This is a genomic window from Stenotrophomonas sp. P5_A9 (genome assembly GCF_056400525.1).
The window spans coordinates 1-3015 of the sequence record NZ_JBFULC010000129.1; the positions used below are offsets into that span (position 1 = coordinate 1).

Here is a 3015-nt window from a genome sequence, read left to right on the forward strand (position 1 = left end):
CCCCGCGGCCGGGGGACATTTGCGCCAGGGGCCTACCGGCCGCCACGCCCCGCGGCCGGGGGACATTTGCGCCAGGGGCCTACCGGCCGCCACGGGCCCTCACGCTCGCGAAGGGCCCAAACGAAGAAAGCACTAAATCCATGCAGCGCCTGCACTACCGGCCAAAGCTGCACCCGTTCTCCCCGCAATGCGTGTGTCCAGGCAGTCCCCTTGTGAATCAAGGGAGACTGCCGACAGGCGCGGGAGAAGGGCAACGCGGAGCCCATGGAGCGTCAGTGCGTAGTAGCTGCTGCGTGCCAGGACGCGTTACTTCGCATATCGACCACCGCAATTGGTGTCCTTGCCCGGACCGGGTTCGAACGTGGCCAGCAGGGCGGCCGGCGGGGTGATGGTGGCCAGGGTGAGGGCGATGGCGCCGCGCAGGCCGAGCGCCTTGAAGTCGGGACGGAACGAGGGATCCTTGAAGCTCCCACCGATGCGCAGCGGCGAGCGCAGGGCGAGGATGCTGACGTCCTTCGGGCGAGGGCGTAGCAACAGGTCCAGCTGTTCCTGTTTGAGATCGACAGTCCCTTGACCGATGATCAGGGTGTCGGTGGTGTCGAAGGCCAGCGCGCGCGATGTCATCACACCGTTGTTGACGCCGAAGTCGCCGAAGGCGCAGCGCAACGGGATCTGCTTGTCGCCGGTGAACAGGAATTTCAGCGATTCGGCTACGTCCAGCCCGGCCAGCTCCATGATCAGGTTGCCGATGTGCCCCTTGCCGATGCCGAGCGCGACGTTGCCGTCGGAGCTGCCGAGCATGGCGGCGACGGAGTTCCCGGTGCCGGCCAGCATGACGTCGCCGCTGAGGCCGCCGGAGGCCTGCTCGGCCAGCTTCGAGTCGGGCATCAGCTTGCCCAGCTGCACCTTGCGGATGCTGGCCTGCAGCTGGGTCGAAATCGTTGGTTTGCGGGCATCCATGCGGATGGTGCTGCGGATGTCACCGCCAGCCACGCCGAAGTTCAGCGGCTCCAGACGCAGCAGACCATCGTTGAGCTTGAGGTGGGCATCCATGTCATCCAGCGGCAGGACGGGCGAGTTGATCCGTTGCGCCTTCCAGCGCACATCGGCATCCATGGCACGCAGCTTGGTCAGGTTGTAGGGCGTGTCGGGCAGGATCTTCGCGCGCGCGGCGAGGGCGGCAGCCTTGGCCTTCTGCTCGGCATTGGCGGTTTCGCCGGCGCCGGTCTTCGGCGGTGCGCCGATGAAGCCAGCCAGGTCATCAAAGTCCAGGCGCTTGGACACCAGGTCGGCTTTCAGGAACGGGCGGTCGCCGCCCACATCGATCTGCGCGGTGCCACCCAGGTCGCTATCGCCGGCGGTGCCGGTGAAGTTCTCATAGCGCCAGATGTCGTTGTCGCGCTTGAGGCGGCCTTTCAGCCGGTACGGCGGGGTGGAGGGCATGGCCACGCCGATCAGCGGAAACAGGTCTTCCATGTCCTGGCCGCTGAGCATCAGCTCCAGGTTGAAGACGCGCAGTGCGAACGGATTGGTCAGCGTGCCGCTGGCGATGGCATGGGTGCCGCCGGCACGGCCGTCGAGATGGATGCGGAAGGGGTGATCGCTGTTGGTGAGTTCCAGCGGCGATTCGGTATTGCCATCGAGCGAGRAGGGGTTGCCCCTCCATCGGCCCTTGCCCTTGACCAGCAGCGGCGGGGCGCTGTCCTCGGTGCGCGGCTTGCCGCTGGTGAGGGCGACCAGGACGTCGGTGCGACCGGCGGCATCCAGAAACTGCAGGCGGCCGTCATCGATCAGCAGGCGCAGCAGCTGCGGTGGGTTGCCGGTGGAGGGGCCAAGGAAATCCCAGTTGCCCGGGGTGTCCTTGCCGGGGCCGGTTTCCAACAGCAGGTCAGGGCGGGTGAGGCGCACTTCGGGGATCTGGACCTGGCCTCGCAGCAGGGGCCAGACGCGAAGGGCGATTTCGGCGCGGTCGGCGCTGGCCATCTGCGGGGTTTTGGCCCAGTCGGCGTTGGCGAACGTGAGGCGGTCGGCGCGGATCGTGGTGGTGCGGCCAAGGTCGACGTCGAGATCGCCGTTGATATGGAACTCGCGCCCGGTTTTGGCCTGGACGGCGCGTTCGACGGGTCCTTTGAACCAGTTCCAGTCCCATAGCGCGATGAGCAGGAGGATGGCGGCGAAGAGGAAGACCAGGATGGCGAGCCACCGCTGTCCTCGTTTGCCGGGACGACGCCAGCGCCAACGGCGCGACACGGGAGATGGGACAGGGGAGTCGACAGTGTTCACATGCTCCATCCTTCCCTGTTCATCGTGCAGGGGGTGCGAAGCATTGGTAAGGATGGTGTCAGGGTGCGGTTTTTTTTGGGAGCTTTGGAGCAACAGCAAGAGCAACAGCCACAGCAACTGCAACTGCAACTTCAACGGCCTTTGGCTGAGGTTTTGCTGGTTGGCGCGGCGCGGGTGGGTTTACGGGACACGCTGCAAGTCCCGCTCCGCGGCCCGGCCCAGCCGCTGGCGGCTGTGCGTTCAGTCGCATGCGAGGCCGTGCCTCGCAAGCAATGCGCCTTCACCCATGTAAGCTCGTGAGCGCCATCCATGGCGCCCAACGGTCCCGTAAACCCACCCGCGCCCCCCCCCCCCGACAGACCCCCGGTGTGCCAGGTAGAGCCACCCCATGGGTGGCTGATCGTGATGGATGCCGAGGTGTGTGGGTCGTCGATTCTGGGGCGGGGATTTGGGCGTTAGGGGTATTGGGGAAGGTGTGTGGGGGAAAGGAGCGGCATCGGCCGTGGCCTCGCCGTTGCCTTGCACTCGCTCAGTGCCGACCTCCGGTCGGCATGCCCTTACCCCTCCCACAAAAGCGGCAATAGTTTCGCTTCGCTCCACCGCTCCACCGCTCCACCGCTTTCACCAAAAGGCCCGAAAAACTGTCAGGGGTCGGGGCGGGTGGGTTGGCGGGACCGTTGGGCGCCATGGATGGCGCCCACGAGCCTCCAGGGATGGATTCACGGCGTGTCC

General features: G+C 66.2%; 2 protein-coding genes. One reads left to right on the plus strand and one right to left on the minus strand.

Annotation, left to right across the window (positions count from 1 at the left end):
* Positions 1–306: 306 nt before the first annotated feature.
* Entirely contained in the window at positions 307–2292 is a 1986-nt protein-coding gene (locus AC1DR7_RS20155; protein ID WP_478076659.1) for an AsmA family protein, read from the minus strand.
* On the opposite strand from AC1DR7_RS20155, the gene AC1DR7_RS20160 reads away from it, so the two are divergent.
* On the plus strand, positions 2284–2583 hold the full coding sequence (locus AC1DR7_RS20160; protein WP_457321272.1) for a hypothetical protein: 300 nt from the start codon (positions 2284–2286) through the stop codon (positions 2581–2583). The two genes, AC1DR7_RS20155 and AC1DR7_RS20160, sit on opposite strands and share 9 nt — an antisense overlap.
* Positions 2584–3015: the final 432 nt, after the last annotated feature.